Raw genomic sequence first — 18356 nt, 5'->3', positions numbered from 1 at the left:
ACAGCACGCCACATCCCCTTGACCACGAAGGAGACAGACGGATGACGAGATCCGAGAACGGAACGCACCTCGGCCGCCGGTCCATGCTGGCCGGCATAGCCGGATCCATGGGAGTGGCCGCCCTGCCCACGGCCACTGCCACTGCCACTGCCCAGGCGCTGCCCGCGCACGCGCAGCCGCACCCGACGGCTCACCCGACCACGCACTACCCGTCGAACTGGTCCGAGCCCGAGTCTTACGGACTCGCGGACGCCCGCCGGGACTTGTGGCCGCGCGAGGACAACTCCTTCGTCCTCCCCCTCGAACTCCGTTCCCGGGACAAGGAGTCGGGCCGCGTCTGGATGCGCGACACCTACGTCAACTGCTTCGTCGTCGACGGCCGCCCGCTCTACGTCGCCACCGGCACCACCCGCGTGCCCGGCCTCGCAGTGGCCGGCCCCTGGAACGACGGCATCTTCGTGTGGACGGCACGGTCTCTGCACGGCCCTTGGCAACTGGCCGACACCACCGGCATCCGGCCAGGCGCCGAGCACGGAAAGGTGTGGTCACCCGAGTTCGTCGGGGAGAACCGCCCCGGCCGCACGGTCGTCGCCCCGTGGCAGGAGTACTGGTACGACGACCAGTTCGGCAAGCGCGGCGAGGCGTGGGCCCCCGAACTGCACTACTTCCGCGGCACGTGGTACATCGTCGCGTGCATGGGCGACCACTCCCAGAAGGTCGGCTCGTTCCTGCTGGTGAGCGAGGGCGGGGTCGCGGGCCCGTACCGCCTCGCCGAGGGAAACCTCGAAAAGCCCTTCGGTGACTCGTTCATCGGCGGACCCTCGTTCATCAAGCCCGGCGCGTACCACCACATCGACGGCGGCCTCTTCTCGGAGGGAGCCGACGCGTGGCTGGTGCTGCACAACAACCTCTACGCCAAGTTCCGCGACGACATGGAGGACATCGTCCCGACGACCGGCCTGCCGGCGTTCCAGCAGACGCCGTACACGCCGGAGCCGTACCTCGAGGGGGCGTACGTCTTCAAGCACGGCGGCAAGTACTACCTGGTGCACGCCGCGTGGGACCGTACTTCGATCGATGCCTACGGCAGCCCGCGCTACGCCTACGAAGCGGCGGGCACTGGCCGGACGCAGTACCAGTACGACGCGGTCGTCGCCGTCGCGGACCATTTCGAAGGGCCGTACTCCGCGCGCTGGACCGCGGGCGTGGGCGCCGGGCACAACAACTTCTTCACGGACCGCGACGGAGCCCTGTGGGCGACCTTCTTCCGCAACCCGGCCTCCGGTTACTGGGCCGACCCGTCCCGCACAGGTGACGCCGCGGTGGCCGGCGTCGTACGCCTGGAGTGGACTGGCCCGAAGGGCAACCGTCTGTACGTGCGGCGCCAGAGCCAGAGACGACGGACGCAGTGAGGAGCGTGGTCGGCCACCATGCAGGTCAGTGGGGCCGGCCCCGCATGGTGGCCGACCCCGTCGGCGTTGACGTGTGGAATGACCGGGTTGCTCATGGGGTCACCCGGTCGCCTGCGTCGGTGCCTCCGCCCCCCTGGCCACGGCAGGATTGACTCTTCGCGCCAGGAGTGGAGGACGCGTCGTCATGCAGAACCTGGTCCGCCGCACCCACCCCCGACTGCGCCAGCCGTGGCAGGCCATCAGTGAGCGGCTGGCCCAGCGCGTGGACTGAACCCTGCCCACCACCCCGCTGGACCCCATGGGCCACGAGTCGGTCGGCCACCCGCGCGCAGGCGAGGTCTCACCGTGCGAGCGCACCCATGGGGTCCCAGGCCGGCAGGACGATCGGCGGCTCGCCGAGGACGGCTGCCAGCTCCGGCGGCAGCGCCGAACGCCGCACCGCGACCTCGAAGACATGCTCGCCGAACCACGAGTCGTTCATCGTCCAGAAGCCCTTGTCGGCCTTCTCGTCACCCCAGCTGTTCTCGACCCGCCAGCGGCGCGGAGCGCCGTCCACCACGTCCACGCCGGTGAACAGCATGGCGTGCGTCATCTGGGTCTCGTGGTGGACGAGCCGGGCCGCCTTGTCCATCTCGAACGACGCGTCGTACACCGCCTCGTAGTCGTAGAGGGCGGCGTCCCAGAGCCCGACGTCCGCACGCATCATCCGGCCGACGTCGCAGCCGAACCAGACGGCCTCGCCGCCCACGAGGGAGTCCATGCTGAGACGCTTGAGCAGGTCCATCTCCACATTGAGGTAGACCACCGGCGGAGCCTCGACGACATTGCCCAAATACTCGACGGTGAAGGTCCGGCCGGCCGGACTCGACTCCCTCGGGTCGTGGACGAGACACACGTACTCGTCGAGGGGTATCTGCACGTACGAGGCGGCGAACTCGGTAGGCGTCATCCAGCCGTCGCGGTGGAACTCCTGGTCCTTGTCACGCCACTGCCACAGGAACCGCTGCGGCGGGGTGCCGAGGTGAATGCTGAGCACCCGGTGAACGGCGGCCAGCACCTCCCCCTTGTGCACGCGCTGTGCCTCGACGCCCTCGGACGCCATGCGGCGCAGGTCGCGGGCGCCCCGGCGAAGCAGACTCTTCAGGGCGCGGTTCATCGGCCCCGTCGCCGACGAGCTGTCCGTCTCCGGCATCGCCGACTTCGGCACGAGGCCGTGTTTGGCGACCAGCGCCACGAACATGTTCCACTGGCCGCCGTCGCTGATGGGGTCCCCGAGCAGGTGCGCCACCGTCCGGTCGTCGACGTCACGGCCGGAGGTCTCGACGATGCTCTCCAGGAAGTGGTTCGCCCGCTCGAACTTGTCCCACCAGAGCACATAGTTCTGCGAGAACTCGAAATCCTTGACACCGAGCTTCCGTGCGGCACCGGCGCGCAGCAGGTTCAGTCCGGCGAACATCCAACAGCGGCCGCTCTTCTTCTGGTTGGTGACCTTCCAGGCGTCCAGGTGATGGGAGACCGAGTGGTCGGCAGCGGTCACGATCCGCCGGTCCAGGGCGATGTCGTCCACGGGCGTCTGGGTCACGGCGTTCTGCATCAGCCGGTTCGCCGGCCGGGAGGCGAACTCCTTGTCGAATACGTCGAGTTGCGCGGAGGTGAGACTGCGGTCCATGGACTGAGGCGAGTGAGCGTTTCCGAGCGTCACAGTGATCCGGTTCCAGTTCTCGAGGCGGGCCGTGATCGCGCGGGCCCGGGGCAGGCAGGAGGGGCAACGCGGTCTCACCGTCGCACGGCCGCTCAGCCGCGGTCAACGGAGCCGGCGACGCGGACGACGCAGTGACCTCCCACTTCCGGGCCGCCGCGCTGCCCGCGCGTTTACGGCAGCTCGGACCACCCGCTCCACTCGGTCCCCCAGCCGGGCGCTCCCTCGCTCAGTACGCACACGGCTACCCTCGGCGAGCAGCCGCGGGAACAGCTGTCGGACCGAAGATGTTGCACCGGCCGAGGGACCGGGACCGGCGCTGCGCGGGCGCGGCGTGATCCGGGCCCCGGGTTCGCGCTACGCCCGCTGCGGACTCGTATCCAGGCCTTTTCCCACAGGAGGACGTTTCATGAAGGACGGGACCTTGACGCTCATGGCGGTCCACGCCCACCCCGACGATGAGGCAACGGGAACGGGAGGCGTCCTCGCGCGGTACGCGGCGGAGGGCATCCGCACAGTCCTTGTGACGTGTACGGACGGCAGCTGCGGCGACGGCCCGGGGGGCGTCAAACCAGGCCATCCCGGGCACGACCCGGCAGCCGTCGCCGCGATGCGGCGTCGAGAACTCGAGGCGAGCTGCGACGTCCTGAAGGTCAGCGATCTGGAGACGCTGGACTACGCCGACTCCGGGATGATGGGCTGGCCGAGCAACGACGCCCCCGGGGCGTTCTGGCAGACCCCGGTGAAGGAAGGCGCTGCACGGCTCGCGGAACTCATGCGGCGCTACCGACCCGATGTGGTCGTGACATACGACGAGAACGGCTTCTACGGCCACCCCGACCACATCCAGGCCAACCGCATCACCATGGCAGCGCTGGAGATGACCACGCTGACGCCGAAGGTGTACTGGACCACGGCGCCCCGCTCGATGATGCAGCGGTTCGGGGAGGTCCTGCGCGAGTTCGGGGAGGACTTCCCGGAGCCGGATCCTGCCGAGGCCGAAGCGATGGCCGAGATCGGACTCCCCGATGAGGAGATCACCACCTGGGTGGACACCGCCACGTTCGGCGGCCAGAAGTTCGATGCGCTGGCCGCACACGCCAGCCAGGGCGAGAACATCTTCTTCCTCAAGATGGGCCAGGAGAGGTTCACCGACTTGATGGGCGTCGAGACCTTCGTGCGGGTCCAGGACACCACCGGCGCGGCCGTACCCGAGAACGATCTCTTCGCCGGCCTGCGCTGACCCCCGCACGCCACCACCCGACGGCCGCGTCGAGGCGCGCTCGGCGACCACAGCATGATGTGGGCGCCGAGCAGCCGCGGGAACCGGCCGGCATGGTCGAACAGGTGCAAGCGCCGGCCCAGGCTCACCCCAGGAAGCTCAACCGCACCTGACGGTTGGCGTTGTCGATGTTGGTGTCCACCAGGCACACCGACTGCCAGGTACCCAGTTCGAGCCTGCCGCCGATCACCGGCAGCGTGGCGTGCGGCGCCACGAAGGCGGGCAGGACGTGGTCCCTGCCGTGCCCGGGGCTGCCGTGCCGGTGCTGCCAGCGGTCGTCGGCGGGCAGCAGCCCGTGGAGTGCGGCCAGCAGATCTTCGTCGCTGCCGGCGCCGGTCTCGATGATGGCGATACCGGCTGTGGCGTGCGGGACGAAGATATTGAGCAGCCCGTCGCCGCCTGCTGCCGCCTCCCGGAGAAACTGTTCGCAGTCGCCGGTCAGGTCCCTCACGCTTTCGGCGGAGCCGGTCTCGATGTGAAGGATGCGGGTGGTGAAGCTGTCATCGGGCATGCGTCCCATCCTCTCTCCCGTTCGGTGGTTCTGCCTGCCCGCCCGCCTGCCCATCGTTCCGCGGGGTACCGGCCCGGGAAGACCCGGACCGGCGCAGCTGTTGGGTGAATCGTGAACGATTTCGGGCAGCGGGAAGTGGACGTGGTGGTCATCGGCGCCGGGCAGGCGGGACTGTCGGGTGCCTACCATCTGCGGCGAGCAGGGCTGGTGCCCGACCAGGACTTCGTCGTGCTCGACCACGCACCGCGGCCGGGCGGCGCCTGGCAGTTCCGCTGGCCGTCGCTGACCTACGGCAAGGTCCACGGGATGCACTCGCTGCCGGGCCGTGAGCTCACCGGTACCGACGGCACCCGTCCGTCGTCGGAGGTGATCTCCGAGTATTTCGCGGCCTACGAGGAGGCCTTCGGCTTGCGGGTGCGCCGGCCGGTCGGGGTGACCGAGGTGCGTGACGGGGGTGACCGGCGACTGCTGGTGACGACCACGGACGGGGTGCTGTCCACCCGCGCGCTGATCAATGCGACCGGCACCTGGGACCGGCCGTTCTGGCCCCGCTATCCGGGGCAGGAGACCTTCGCCGGGCGGCAGTTGCACACCGCGGACTATCCAGGTCCTGAGGCGTTCGCCGGACGGCACGTCGTGGTGGTGGGCGGCGGGGCTTCGGGCACCCAGCACCTGCTGGAGATCGCCGAAGTGGCCGCCGGTACGACGTGGGTGACGCGACGCCCCCCGGTGTTCAGGGACGAGCCGTTCAACGAGGAGTGGGGGCGGGCCGCTGTCGCCGCGGTGGAGGAGCGGGTGAGCCGGGGGCTGCCTCCGCAGAGCGTGGTCTCGGTGACGGGGCTCCCGGTGAACGATGCGATCCGGGCCGCCCGGGCGAACGGCACCCTCGACCGGCTGCCGATGTTCGACCGGATCACACCGGGCGGAGTGGCGTGGGACGACGGGCGCACCGCAGCGGCGGACATCATTCTCTGGGCGACCGGTTTCCGAGCGGCCATCGACCACCTCTCACCGCTCAGGCTCCGCGAAACGGGCGGCGGCATCCGGATGGACGGCACCCGTGCCGTGCGGGACGAGCGGGTCCACCTGGTCGGTTACGGCCCATCGGCCTCGACCATCGGCGCCAACCGGGCGGGACGGAGCGCAGTCCGCGACATCGAGCAGCTGCTCGCACGCACCCCGGTGACCGTCTGACGCCCGGACATCGCCGCGGCCGGCTTTCCGGCAGCACGGAGCTGCCGCGGCGCGGCACGCCGTGCGCACTCACGCGGTCGGTGTCAGCTCACCGTCACGGCGCACGAGCGCGGCGTACCGTCCGTCCAGGGCGAGCAGCTCCTCGTGTGTGCCCCGCTCCGCGACCTCTCCGGCGTCCAGCACGACGATCTGATCGGCATCCCTGACCGTGGAGAGCCGGTGCGCGATCGTGATGGTGGTCCGGCCGGCAGAAAGGCCGTCGATGGCCTGCTGGACCGCGTGTTCGGTACGGGTGTCCAGGGCACTCGTCGCCTCGTCCAGAATCAGGACCGGCGGGTCGCGCAGGATCGTACGTGCGATGGCCAGCCGCTGCTTCTCACCGCCGGAGAAGCGGTAACCGCGCTCACCGACCAGGGTGTCGTATCCGTCGGGCAGCGAGGCGATGTGGTCATGGATCTGTGCCGCCCTCGTGGCCTGTTCCAGCTCCGCGTCCGTGGCCTCCGGCCTGGCGAAGCGAAGATTTTCGGCGACCGATGCGTGGAAGAGGTAGGTCTCCTGCGATACGACCCCCACGGCGCTCGCCAGCGTGGCGAAGTCGAGGTCGCGCACATCGACCCCGTCGAGGGTGACCCGGCCGCCCGTCACGTCGTAGAGCCGGGGCACCAGACAGCTGAGTGTGGACTTGCCCGAGCCGGTGGGGCCGACGACCGCCAGGCTGCCGCCGGCTGGCACCGTGACGTCGATGCCCCGGAGGGTGCGGCCGGCCTTCTCGTCGTAGGCGAACTCGACTCCCTCGAAGCGCACTTCACCGCGGACCTTCGGGAGAGGCACCGGCTGCCCGGGCTCGGTGATGTCCACCGGAAGGTCCAGGTACTCGAAGATCCGCTGGAACAGGGCCAGCGACGTCTGCATCTGCACACCGGTCGACAGCAGACTGACCGCCGGTCTGAAGAGGCTCTGCTGGAGCGAGACGAACGCGACGAGGGTGCCGATCGAGACGGCGGGACCGCCCGCTCGGAGGGACAGACCCGCCGCCCAGTAGATGACGGCCGGCATGGCCGCCATGACGATCCCGATGGTCGACATGCGCCAGCGTCCGGCCATGCTGGAGCGGACTTCGAGATCGACCAGCTGTTCGGACTCCTCGGCGAAGCTCCGGGTGAGCGAGTCGGCGCGGCCCATGGTGCGGCCGAGCAGGATGCCGCTGACGGACAGTGATTCGGTGACGGTGGCCGCCATCGCCGCCATCTGCTTCTGACGCTGTGTCGTGATCTTCTTGCGTTCGCGGCCGACCCTGCGGCTGATCCAGACGAAGACCGGGAGCAGCAGCAGCGAGACGACGGTGAGCCGCCAGTCGAGGGCGAGCATCGCGACGATCGTGGCGACCACCGCGGTGAGGTTGGAGACCAGGGACGTCGCGGTGGAGGTGACCGTCGCCTGCATACCGCCGATGTCGTTCGCGATCCGGGACTGGACCTCACCGGTGCGTGTCTTGGTGAAGAACGCCAGCGGCATCCGCTGGAGCTGGCGGTAGACGGCCGTGCGCAGGTCATGCATGACGCGCTGGCCGACCGTGGTCGAGATGAGAGTCTGCAGGACACCGAAGACACTGTTGACGACCGCGGTGGCGATCATGCCCAGGGCGAGCAGACTCAGCAGGCCGGTGCGCCCCTGCGGAATGGCGGTGTCGAGGATCGCCCGCAACAGGAAGGGTGAGGCGACCGAGACCAGCGACGATGCGCCGACGAGCAGCCCGACGACTGCCAGGCGGGCGCGGTAGGGGTGGAAGAGCCGGACGATGCGCCGCAGCTCGGCGGGCGGCTGACCGGCTTCACGGGGCGGGGGTGTCCAGCTGATGCGTTCGGGGTTCATGAGCTCCTTCGACGGGGATTCGGCGGACTTTGTCCTGGTGCTGAGCCAAGTCTGGTGGAGCATAGCTCACTGTTACCTTGACTCACAATGAACTAGGTCCTGATATTGTTCCGGCATGCCCCCCCGTTCCGGAGCGTCCGACGCCGACGGCCTGCTCGCCGAGCAGCTCTTCCGGCTGACCCGGCGGCTCTTCCGTATCCACAAGCAGCATCTGGTACCGGTCGGCATCACCCCCGCCCAGTCCCGTCTGCTGCGCACCGTGTCCCACTGCGCGGAGCCGCCCCGGATGGCCGACCTCGCCGAGCGCCTGGAAGTGGTGCCGCGCGCCGTGACCAGCCTGGTGGACGCCCTCGAGGAGAGCGACAGCGTCCGCAGGGTCCCTGATCCGACCAACCGCCGGGTGGTACGGATCGAGCTCACCGACAACGGCCGGGCCACTCTCAGGGCGCTTCGCGACGCACGCCGAGTGGCCGCCGAGGAGATCCTGGCCCCGCTCTCCGCCGACCAGCGCGAGGTGCTCGGCGAACTGCTGGCCACCCTGATGGACGGCGCGCCGCGGCGGTGCGCAGACGGCTGAATGGCGGCGCCCGGCACATAAATCGATTGCCCCGGGGAGTGGCGAAGCGCGAACCTTGCACGGATTTCGCCAACCACCGATTCCTGGGACGCCATGCAGATCCGCGATCTTCCCTACCCAGATCCAGGCGAGCCCGACGTCCGGTCAGGTCCGCGTTTCCTCTTCTGGCTCGGCCGCAATCAGCTCCCCGGGCAGCTCAAGTCCCTTGCCTGGGGGCTGCTGCACCAGTGCGGAATCGCCGGGCTCCCCCTGGCCGTCGGCTTCGCCGTGCAGGCCGTCATCGACCGCTCCGGCAGCCGGCTCGCGCTCTCCGGCGCTCTGATGGTGCTGCTCGGCGCGGTCATCGCGGCCGGCGACACGATGCTGCACCGCACCGCCGTCACCAACTGGATCACCGCTGCGGCACGCGTCCAGCAGCTGCTGGCGCGCAAGACCGCCGAGCTGGGCTCGGCGCTGACCCGTCAGGTCGCGGCGGGCGAGGTGGTCGCGGTATCCACCGGCGATGTCGAGAAGATCGGCTGGTTCGTCGAGGCGGTCTCCCGCTTCACCGCCGCAGCGACCGCGCTGCTCATCATCTGCACCGGCCTGGTGCTGTATCTGCCCTCGCTGGGCATGGTGGTGGCCCTCGCCATGCCCGTACTGGCCCTGTCCGTACTGCCGCTGCTCTCCCGGGCCACCGCACGCGCCGACATCCAGCGTGAAAAGGCCGGCCGGGCCACCGAGCTGGCATCGGACACCGTCGCGGGGCTGCGGGTCCTGCGCGGTATCGGGGGCGAGGAGCTCTTCCTCGGACGCTATCGGCGCGCCTCCCAGGAGGTCCGTGAGGCAGCTGTGCGCAGCGCCCGGATGTGGTCCCTGATCTCGGGGATTCAGGTGCTGTTGCCGGGACTGCTGCTGATCGGCGTGGTCTGTTACGGCGCGAGGCTGGCGGCCGACGGCCGTATCGGGGTCGGTCAGCTGGTCACCGTCTACAGCGCGGTAGCGATGCTGCTCTACCCGCTGCGGCACTTCGAGGAGATCGCGATGGCGTACTCCTTCTCCCGGCCCTCCGCGAAGCGGGCGGCCCGCGTGCTGGCGCTCGAGCGGACCTCGTACGAGATCACGGCGGGCGGCACACCGAGCGGTGACCTCTTCGACCCGGCCAGCGGACTGCTGGCCCCCGCGGGCCTTCTCACCGCTGTGGTGTGCGGGGACCCGGACGCGGCGGGCAGGCTGGCCGAGCGGCTGGGCGGGCATCCCGCGACCGAGGACAGGACACCGTCGGTCCTGCTCGGCGGAGTGGCGCTCGACGAGCTTCCGCTGGACACCGCCCGGACCGCGGTGCTCGTCCAGGACAAGGACCCGGTGCTGCTCTCGGGCACCCTGCGCCAGTTGCTGGACGTGCCGTCCTCCGGCACGGTGTCCGCCGGAGCCGCGCTGGCCGCCGCCGAGTGTGCCGACGTGCTGCAGGCACTGGCCCAGGCGTCCGTCGAGACGGGTGCGGACCCGATGGACACGCGGATCACCGAACGCGGGCGTTCGCTGTCCGGCGGGCAGCGTCAGCGCCTGGCGCTGGCCCGCTCGCTGGTGACCGACCCGGAGGCGCTGGTCCTCGACGAGCCGACGTCGGCCGTGGACTCGCACACCGAGGCCAGCATCGCGCAGGGCGTCAAGCGGCTGCGTGAGGGCCGCACGACGGTGGTTCTCACCTCGTCGCCGCTGCTGCTCGACCATGCGGACCGCGTGGTGTTCGTGCACGAGGGAGCGGTGGCGGCCGTCGGACCGCACCGGGAACTTCTGCATCACGACCCGCTCTACCGCGCCGTCGTCACCCGTGAGACCGAGGACGCACCGGCCCTCGTGCAGCCCTCCGGGGCACCACCCGCCGGCGCGGAACCCACCGAGGATGCCCGGCGGGCATTCGCAGAGATCGAGGAGTCAGCATGATCGGCGTCGCGCCGCCGGCGTACGACCCGGCGGCACCGCAAACGGCGGCCACTCTGCCCGTCGGCACACCCACGACCGTACGGTCCTACGTCCGCCGGCTGCTGAAGCGGCACCGCCGCGCGTTCGCCGCGCTCGTCGGGGCCAACGCGATCGCGGTCATCGCGTCCCTGGTCGGCCCGTATCTGCTGGGCGGCCTGGTGGAGGACCTCTCCGGCGGCGCCCGGCAGCTCCATCTGGAGAGCACCGCCGTGCTGTTCGGCGTCGCGCTGATCATCCAGACGGTGTTCGTGCGGATCATGGGCCTGCGCGGCGCCATGCTCGGTGAGCAGATGCTCGCCGATCTGCGCGAGGACTTCCTCGTGCGGTCGGTCGCGCTGCCGCCCGGCGTACTGGAGCGGGCAGGCACCGGCGATCTGCTCTCCCGCATCACCACGGACGTCGACCGGCTGGCCAACGCGATGCGGGAGGCCGTGCCCCAGCTGGCGATCGGTGTCGTGTGGACCGGGCTGCTGATCGGTGCGCTCACCGTCACCGCTCCTCCGCTGGCACTCGCCGTGCTGGTGGCACTGCCGGTCCTGGTCACTGGCTGCCGCTGGTACTTCCGGCGGGCACCGTCCGCCTACCGCTCGGAGGCCGCCGGTTACGCGGCGGTCGCCGCGATGCTCACCGAGACGGTGGACGCCGGACGGACCATCGAGGCGCACCGTCTCGGCCCGCGCCGGGTGGCGCTGTCCGACCGCCGGGTGAAGGAGTGGACCTCGTGGGAGCGGTACACGCTCTGGCTGCGTTCGGTCCTCTTCCCCGTCATCAATGTCACGTATGTGACGATTCTGGGCGCGGTGCTGATGCTCGGCGGGACGTTCGTTCTGCAGGGGTGGATCAGCGTCGGCCAGCTCACCACGGGGGCGCTGCTGGCCCAGATGATGGTCGATCCCGTCGGGCTGATCCTGCGGTGGTACGACGAACTCCAGGTCGCTCAGGTGTCGCTGGCCAGGCTCGTCGGCGTACGGGAGATCGAGCCCGGAGCGGGCGACGACCGGGTGAGGCCCGAAGGGCGCGACGTACGCACCGAGGACGTGCACTTCGGCTACCGCGACGGTGTCGACGTACTGCACCGGGTGACCCTCGAGGTCCCGCCCGGCACCCGGATGGCGCTGGTCGGCCCCTCCGGTGCGGGCAAATCGACGCTGGGCCGGCTGCTCGCCGGGATCTACGCGCCGCGGACGGGCCAGGTCACGCTCGGCGGCGCCGAGCTGTCCAGGATGCCCGCCGAGCAGGTGCGGAAGCATGTCGCGCTGGTCAACCAGGAACACCATGTCTTCGTGGGCTCGCTGCGTGACAACCTGCTGCTGGCCCGGACGGACGCGGACGACGCCCAGTTGTGGGCGGCGCTCGGCGCGGTCGACGCGGTCGGCTGGGCGCGGGCCCTCGACGGGGCGCTGGACACCGAGGTGGGTTCCGGCGGTCTCGCGCTCACCCCGGCTCAGGCGCAGCAGGTGGCACTGGCCCGTCTGGTGCTCGCCGACCCGCACACTCTGGTGCTCGACGAAGCGACATCGCTGCTCGATCCGCGCGCGGCCCGGCACCTGGAGAGGTCACTGGCGCGGGTGCTCGACGGGCGGACGGTCGTGGCGATCGCCCATCGTCTGCACACGGCGCACGACGCGGATGTGATCGCGGTGGTGGAGGAGGGCCGGATCAGCGAGCTGGGCAGCCATGACGAGCTGGTGGCGGCGGGCGGAGCCTATGCGGCGCTGTGGAGGTCGTGGCACGGGTAGCCCTGAGCGCCGCTCTTCCGCCTGCCACGGGCCGCGGCCCGGGGCAGGCGGACGGATGCCCCCGTGGGTCCTAGATGACCCCCATCGCGGCCGCCGCCCCCAGGCCGCCCGCCACCATGAACAGCGGCATCAGAACCTTGATCTCCACCCAGCTGCCCGCCCTGAAGCGCATGAACTTCGGCGGGCCCACGGGGTACCAGTGCTTGCGCCCCAGCGGGATCGGCCAGAGGATCGGGCAGCCCGACACCGTCAGCGCGTCCCCGATGTCGTGGACCAGCGCGCCGAGCACGATCGGCAGGCCCAGCCACACGTACGCCTGGCCGGGGTCGGTGAAGAGCCAGTCCGATCCGTTGCCGGGCTTGTCCAGGATGCCTGCCAGGATCCATGCGCCTGCCGCGCCCAGCAGCCACACCAGCACATCACTGCTGGTGCCGCGAGCGGCGCGCCACAGCAGCCCCTCGATCGCGAGCACCAGGTGCACGAAGAGAATGGCGAGCACCGCCCACCGGCCGCCGAAGACTGCCGCTGCCGAGGCGCCGGCACCGAGCAGGACCGCCCACAGCCAGGTGTGCGTCAGCGTGCGGTGTCCGCCCGTCCTGCGCGGGTCTCCCTTACCGCGGGTCGCCTTGTATACGGCGCCGGCGATCGTGTCGACGATCGCGCACATCCCGTGCGACAGCGGGCCGAACGCCGTAGAGATCGTCGCGGCCTTGTGATCGAGGTCCGGCGCAAGTGCCGCACCGGCGCTTATCAGCGCGCCGACGACAAGAACCGGCCAGGGCATGGGGTGCCCGTACGCCGCGGCCGCCGCCCCCACCCCCAGCCAGGCTGCTGCCCCTGACAGTGAGTGTGCCGGTCCCATCATGGTCGTTCCCGCCCCGTTTGCCGTTGTGCCGAAGCCCAGTTGAGGCCCGGTCGCGTGGGCAGCGTATCTCCCGTGATCTTCGTACGGGCAGCCGGTTCCCCTCCGGGGGCGGAAGGCAGGCAAGATGGGGGCGTGACCCTTATCGATCAGCTCCCGACGACCGCCGACCCCGATGCCCTCTTCGAAGCCTTCTCGTCGTGGGCCGAGGACCAGGGCATCACGCTCTACCCGGCTCAGGAGGAAGCGCTGATCGAGGTGGTCTCCGGCGCGAACGTGATCCTCTCGACCCCCACCGGATCGGGAAAGAGTCTGGTCGCCGCGGGCGCGCACTTCACCGCGCTCGCCCAGGACAAGGTCACCTTCTACACCGCTCCGATCAAGGCACTGGTCTCGGAGAAGTTCTTCGACCTGTGCAAACTCTTCGGCACCGAGAACGTCGGCATGCTCACCGGCGACGCCTCGGTGAACGCCGACGCCCCGGTGATCTGCTGCACCGCCGAAGTGCTGGCGTCCATCGCGCTGCGCGACGGGAAGTACGCGGACATCGGCCAGGTCGTGATGGACGAGTTCCATTTCTACGCCGAGCCCGACCGAGGATGGGCCTGGCAGATCCCGATCCTCGAGCTGCCCCAGGCGCAGTTCGTCCTGATGTCCGCGACCCTCGGCGACGTGTCCCGCTTCGAGGAGGACCTGACCCGGCGCACGGGGGTGCCCACCTCCGTGGTCAGGTCGGCCACCCGGCCCGTGCCGCTCTCGTACGAGTACCGCCGGACCCCGATCACCGAGACGCTGACCGAGCTGCTGGAGACCAAGCAGTCCCCCGTCTACATCGTGCACTTCACCCAGGCCGCGGCAGTGGAACGGGCGCAGTCGCTGATGAGCATCAACATGTGCACCCGTGAGGAGAAGGACAGGATCGCCGATCTCATCGGCAACTTCCGCTTCACCACGAAGTTCGGTCAGAATCTCTCGCGTTACGTGCGCCACGGCATCGGGGTGCACCACGCCGGCATGCTTCCCAAGTACCGCCGGCTGGTCGAGAAACTGGCGCAGGCGGGCCTGTTGAAGGTGATCTGCGGTACGGACACACTCGGCGTCGGGGTCAACGTACCCATCCGCACCGTGCTGTTCACCGCGCTGACCAAGTACGACGGGACCCGGGTCCGGACGCTCCGGGCCAGGGAGTTCCACCAGATCGCCGGGCGTGCGGGGCGAGCGGGCTTCGACACCGCGGGCTTCGTCGTCGCGCAGGCGCCCGAGCATGTGGTGGAGAACGAGAAGGCACTCGCCAAGGCGGGCGACGACCCGAAGAAGCGCAGGAAAGTGGTCCGCAAGAAGGCCCCCGAAGGCTTCATCGCCTGGAGCGACACCACCTTCGAGAAGCTGATCGGCTCCGATCCCGAGCCGCTGACCTCGCGTTTCAGGGTCACGCACACCATGCTGCTGTCGGTGATCGCCCGTCCTGGCAACGCGTTCAACGCGATGCGCCACCTGCTCGAGGACAATCACGAACCGCGCAAGGCACAGCTGCGCCACATCAGGCGCGCCATCGCGATCTACCGCTCGCTGCTCGACGGCGGGGTGGTGGAGCAGCTGGACACCCCGGACGCGGAGGGCCGGATCATCCGGCTCACCGTCGACCTCCAGCAGGATTTCGCACTGAACCAGCCGCTGTCGACCTTCGCCCTGGCCTCGTTCGACCTGCTGGACGCCGAATCGCCTTCGTACGCACTGGACATGGTCTCCGTCGTGGAGTCGACGCTGGACGACCCGCGGCAGATCCTGGCCGCACAGCAGAACAAGGCGCGCGGCGAGGCGATCGGCCGGATGAAGGCCGACGGCGTGGAGTACGAGGAGCGGATGGAACTGCTCCAGGAGGTCACCTACCCCAAGCCCATGGAGGAGCTGCTGGTGCACGCGTACAACGTGTACCGCACCAGCCATCCGTGGGTTGGCGACCATCCCGTCTCGCCGAAGTCCGTCATCCGTGACATGTACGAACGCGCCATGACCTTCACCGAGTTCACCTCGCACTATGAGCTCGCGCGCACGGAAGGCATCGTGCTCCGCTATCTCGCCGGCGCCTACAAGGCGCTCGATCACACCATCCCCGACGATCTGAAGTCGGAGGACCTCCAGGATCTGATCGCCTGGCTCGGCGAGCTGGTGCGCCAGGTCGACTCCAGTCTGCTCGACGAGTGGGAACAGCTCGCCAACCCCGAGGTGGAGACCGCGGAGCAGGCCGCCGAGCGCGCCGACCAGGTCAAGCCGGTGACCGCCAACGCCCGTGCCTTCCGGGTCCTGGTGCGCAACGCGATGTTCCGCCGCGTCGAGCTGGCCGCCCTCGACAATGTCGCCGCGCTGGGCGAACTGGACGGCGAAGCCGGCTGGGACGAGGACGCCTGGGGCGACGCCATGGACGCGTACTGGGACGAGTACGACAGCCTCGGCACCGGACCCGACGCCCGCGGCCCCAAACTGCTGATCATCGAAGAGGACACCGAGCACGGGCTGTGGCGCGTCCGGCAGATCTTCGCCGACCCCAACGGCGACCACGACTGGGGCATCAGCGCCGAGGTGGATCTCGCGGCATCCGACGAAGAGGGCCGTGCGGTCCTCCGCACGACCGCGGTCGGTCAGTTGTGAGCACCGTGACCGCCGAGAACCGCGACAACCCCGCCGTGAACCGGGAGAGCACCGCATGACGAACCCTGCCGAACGGCTCATCGATCTGCTCGATCTGGAGCAGATCGAGGTCGATATCTTCCGCGGCCGCAGCCCCCAGGAGTCCCTGCAGAGGGTCTTCGGCGGGCAGGTCGCCGGCCAGGCCCTGGTCGCCGCCGGCCGTACGACCGACAGGGAGCGGCCGGTCCACTCGCTGCATGCGTACTTCCTGCGCCCCGGACGGCCCGGTGTGCCGATCGTCTACCAGGTCGAGCGGGTCAGGGACGGACGCTCCTTCACCACCCGGCGGGTCTCCGCGGTCCAGCAGGGCCGCACCATCTTCAATCTCACGGCGTCCTTCCACCTGCCGGAGGAGGCCAGCTTCGAGCACCAGCTGGCGCCGTCCCGCGACGTGCCGGATCCGGAGACGCTGCCGACGGTGACCGAGGAGATCCGCGAGCACCTGGGCACCATGCCGGAGGCGCTGCAGCGGATGGCCCGGCGGCAGCCCTTCGACATCCGTTACGTGGACCGGCTGCGCTGGACCACCGAAGAGGTCAAGGGAGCGGACCCGCGCAGCGCGGTGTGGATGCGGGCGGTCGGGCCGCTCGGCGACGACCCGCTCATCCATACCTGCGCGCTCACCTACGCCAGCGACATGACACTCCTGGACGCCGTCCGGATCCCTGTCGAGCCGCTCTGGGGGCCGCGCGGATTCGACATGGCTTCACTGGATCACGCCATGTGGTTCCACCGCCCGTTCCGCACGGACGAATGGTTCCTCTACGACCAGGAGTCCCCCGTCGCGACGGGCGGCCGCGGCCTGGCACGCGGCCGGATCTACGATCGCGCGGGGCAGTTGCTGGTGTCCGTGGTGCAGGAGGGGCTCTTCCGCCGCCTCGGCGGCTGACACACCCGCGGGTTCGGCGGTGTCCTGCGGCGAGTCCCCACCCGGCGCGCGGCGCCGGGACGCCTGCCTGCGCCGGCGGTAGCCGGGGTGGCCGGTCCCGCTCCTTGCGAGCCGTCCCGGCAGCGGGTGTATCAGGGCTGTGGTGCGGCATCGTGGTATGACCGTGAGAACCCGGCGAAGTGGGACATTCCGGCCGGGTCCCGACGGCGAGGGGACCACGAACATGACGGCCGAGCAGGTCGGAGTATCCACAGAGCCGCCGGACCCCGTCGCCGTGGTGCGCACCCGTGGCTACACGGCGCTCCTGATCATGGTGGCGATCCTCGGAGTTCCCATCTCGGCGACGGCGTTCGGCTTCCTGGCCCTCGTGCACGAACTCCAGTCGCTGACGTACAAGGATCTGCCCGCGGCACTCGGCTTCGACGGCACACCGACATGGTGGCCGGTGCCGTTGCTCGCCGTGGCCGGCCTGCTGACGGGGCTGGCCATCCGTCGCTTACCTGGAGAGGGCGGCCACCGGCCGGCCGAGGGAATGGCGCTCACCGGCCCGCCGCCGGCATCGGACCTCCCCGGTATCGCGATCGCCGCGCTGGCCTGCCTCGGCCTCGGCGCGGTCCTGGGTCCCGAGGCGCCGCTCATCGCACTCGGCGGCGGTCTCGCCGTGTGCGCGGCGCGGCTGGTCAAGCCGGACATCGAGCCGCGCGCGACCGCTCTGGTCGCAGCCGCGGGAAGCTTCGCCGCCGTCAGCGCCCTGCTGGGGTCCCCGCTGCTCGGCGCGTTCCTGCTGATGGAGGCCTCCGGCCTCGCCGGGATGACGCTCGGTCTGGTCCTGGTGCCGGGGCTGCTCGCCGCCGGCATCGGGGCACTGCTCTTCACCGGCCTGGGCTCCTGGAGCGGACTGGGTACGTACTCCCTGACGCTTCACCAGGTGCCGCACGCCGGCCGGCCCACCGTCGCCGAGTTCGGCTGGGCGGTCGCCCTCGGCCTGGCGGCGGCCCTGGCGGGCTCGGGAATCAACCGGCTGTCCCTGTTCCTCCAGGCGCGGACCGATCGCCGGACGGTGCTGCCCACCGTGCTGATGGGTCTCATCGTCGGGGTCCTCGCGCTGGTGTACGCCGAGAGTACGGGCAAGGGCGCGTCCCAGGTGCTCTACTCGGGGCAGGACGCGCTGGGGCCGCTGCTCGCCGGCAGCACCGGGAACTCGACCGGCACCCTTCTGGCGCTCCTGGCCTGCAAAACACTCGCGTACTGCGCGTCGTTGAGCAGTTTCCGGGGCGGTCCCATCTTTCCGGCGATGTTCGTGGGAGCGGCGGGCGGCATGGCACTGTCCCAGCTGCCCGGGCTCGATCTGCCGGCGGGTTTCGCCATGGGCATCGGGGCCATGTGCGTGGCCATGCTGAAACTCCCGATGACCTCGGTGCTGCTGGCCACCCTGCTGCTGGGGTCCGTGGGCCTCACCGTCATGCCGCTGGTGATCGTCTCGGTCGTGGTCTCCTACGCCGTCACTCTCCGGCTGGCTCCCGCACCGGGCGCCGTGGCGGCTTCGCCCGCAGCTCCCGCACCGTGACCGGCGCCGCCGGGCCGTCCGCCGAGGGGCGACCGCCGCTCCGGGACGACCGGGCGCGGCGGGCCCCGTCCGGGGCCGGCGCACCAGCGGGCGTCACAA

13 protein-coding genes are annotated in these 18356 nt (G+C 70.2%); 9 read left to right on the top strand and 4 right to left on the bottom strand.

Annotated features, from left to right (window positions below; genetic code table 11):
• Positions 1 to 41: 41 nt before the first annotated feature.
• Positions 42 to 1412, top strand: coding sequence for a family 43 glycosylhydrolase (locus OHS16_RS28140; RefSeq protein ID WP_328540042.1), 1371 nt, complete (start codon positions 42 to 44; stop codon positions 1410 to 1412).
• A 340-nt stretch (positions 1413 to 1752) separates the two neighbouring features.
• Here OHS16_RS28140 and OHS16_RS28135 read toward each other — a convergent pair whose 3' ends face one another.
• On the bottom strand, positions 1753 to 3081 hold the full coding sequence (locus OHS16_RS28135) for an aminopeptidase C (RefSeq protein WP_328540041.1): 1329 nt from the start codon (positions 3079 to 3081) through the stop codon (positions 1753 to 1755).
• A gap of 439 nt (positions 3082 to 3520) precedes the next feature.
• On the opposite strand from OHS16_RS28135, the gene OHS16_RS28130 reads away from it, so the two are divergent.
• Positions 3521 to 4354, top strand: a complete 834-nt coding sequence (locus OHS16_RS28130; protein WP_328540040.1) for a PIG-L family deacetylase — start codon at positions 3521 to 3523, stop codon at positions 4352 to 4354.
• A 124-nt stretch (positions 4355 to 4478) separates the two neighbouring features.
• Here the strand turns inward: OHS16_RS28130 and OHS16_RS28125 are convergent, their stop codons facing one another.
• Positions 4479 to 4913, bottom strand: coding sequence for a YjbQ family protein (locus OHS16_RS28125; RefSeq protein WP_443042704.1), 435 nt, complete (start codon positions 4911 to 4913; stop codon positions 4479 to 4481).
• 102 nt (positions 4914 to 5015) lie between these two features.
• Between OHS16_RS28125 and OHS16_RS28120 the strand changes: the two genes are divergently transcribed.
• On the top strand, positions 5016 to 6098 hold the full coding sequence (locus tag OHS16_RS28120) for an NAD(P)-binding domain-containing protein (RefSeq protein WP_328540038.1): 1083 nt from the start codon (positions 5016 to 5018) through the stop codon (positions 6096 to 6098).
• Between the two features lie 69 nt (positions 6099 to 6167).
• On the opposite strand, the gene OHS16_RS28115 is transcribed toward OHS16_RS28120, so the two are convergent.
• Positions 6168 to 7970, bottom strand: a complete 1803-nt coding sequence (locus OHS16_RS28115) for an ABC transporter ATP-binding protein (protein WP_328541017.1) — start codon at positions 7968 to 7970, stop codon at positions 6168 to 6170.
• Positions 7971 to 8085: 115 nt separating this feature from the next.
• Here OHS16_RS28115 and OHS16_RS28110 point away from each other — a divergent pair, with 115 nt between their 5' ends.
• The 3 genes from OHS16_RS28110 to OHS16_RS28100 all read left to right on the top strand — a co-directional run bounded on the left by OHS16_RS28110 (position 8086) and on the right by OHS16_RS28100 (position 12251).
• Positions 8086 to 8547 carry a MarR family winged helix-turn-helix transcriptional regulator gene (locus tag OHS16_RS28110; RefSeq protein ID WP_328540037.1) on the top strand — a complete coding sequence of 154 codons (462 nt, stop codon included), beginning with the start codon at positions 8086 to 8088 and terminating at the stop codon, positions 8545 to 8547.
• A gap of 93 nt (positions 8548 to 8640) precedes the next feature.
• Positions 8641 to 10473: an ABC transporter ATP-binding protein gene (locus OHS16_RS28105; protein WP_328540036.1), complete on the top strand. Its 1833-nt coding sequence runs from the start codon at positions 8641 to 8643 to the stop codon at positions 10471 to 10473.
• On the top strand, positions 10470 to 12251 hold the full coding sequence (locus tag OHS16_RS28100) for an ABC transporter ATP-binding protein (protein WP_328540035.1): 1782 nt from the start codon (positions 10470 to 10472) through the stop codon (positions 12249 to 12251). Before OHS16_RS28105 ends, OHS16_RS28100 begins: the two co-directional genes overlap by 4 nt.
• A gap of 70 nt (positions 12252 to 12321) precedes the next feature.
• Here OHS16_RS28100 and OHS16_RS28095 read toward each other — a convergent pair whose 3' ends face one another.
• Positions 12322 to 13116: a metal-dependent hydrolase gene (locus tag OHS16_RS28095; protein ID WP_328540034.1), complete on the bottom strand. Its 795-nt coding sequence runs from the start codon at positions 13114 to 13116 to the stop codon at positions 12322 to 12324.
• Between the two features lie 132 nt (positions 13117 to 13248).
• Between OHS16_RS28095 and OHS16_RS28090 the strand changes: the two genes are divergently transcribed.
• The 3 genes from OHS16_RS28090 to OHS16_RS28080 all read left to right on the top strand — a co-directional run bounded on the left by OHS16_RS28090 (position 13249) and on the right by OHS16_RS28080 (position 18257).
• Positions 13249 to 15762, top strand: coding sequence for a DEAD/DEAH box helicase (locus OHS16_RS28090; protein ID WP_328540033.1), 2514 nt, complete (start codon positions 13249 to 13251; stop codon positions 15760 to 15762).
• A gap of 55 nt (positions 15763 to 15817) precedes the next feature.
• A complete protein-coding gene (locus OHS16_RS28085) occupies positions 15818 to 16690 on the top strand; it encodes an acyl-CoA thioesterase (protein WP_328540032.1) in 873 nt (290 codons plus the stop codon).
• Between the two features lie 223 nt (positions 16691 to 16913).
• Entirely contained in the window at positions 16914 to 18257 is a 1344-nt protein-coding gene (locus OHS16_RS28080; protein WP_328540031.1) for a chloride channel protein, read from the top strand.
• Positions 18258 to 18356 lie beyond the last annotated feature (99 nt).

Origin of the sequence: Streptomyces sp. NBC_00344, assembly GCF_036088315.1 — a bacterium.
Taxonomy (GTDB): domain Bacteria; phylum Actinomycetota; class Actinomycetes; order Streptomycetales; family Streptomycetaceae; genus Streptomyces.
Note: the sequence above shows the minus strand (reverse complement) of the source record. Positions and strands in the feature narration are given on the sequence as shown.